Origin of the sequence: Neobacillus drentensis, from assembly GCF_036965245.1 — a bacterium.
GTDB lineage: Bacteria > Bacillota > Bacilli > Bacillales > Cytobacillaceae > Neobacillus > Neobacillus drentensis_G.
Map to the genome: position 1 here is coordinate 1 of NZ_JBALPG010000255.1, position 211 is coordinate 211.

At 30.3% G+C, this 211-nt stretch carries 1 protein-coding gene; it reads left to right on the forward strand.

From position 1 onward, the window contains the following. On the forward strand, positions 1-211 hold a 211-nt coding region (locus V7150_RS26510), incomplete at both ends, for a serine hydrolase (RefSeq protein ID WP_420490340.1).

The window sequence follows — 211 nt, forward strand, 5'->3', positions numbered from 1 at the left end:
TATAAATGGAATGACATTGTACAAGATATTAGTTTTAATCCAAAAGAAGATAGTAATGAACTATATCCTCACTTTCAGAATAGAGAAACCTTGGCACTGCAAGATGCCGTTGAAGTGATGATAGCCTGTCACGATAGTTTCATTGCGAATAAAATTGTTCAATTTTGTGGAGGATGGGATAAGATTAATAAAAAAATTAAATCAAATTTTA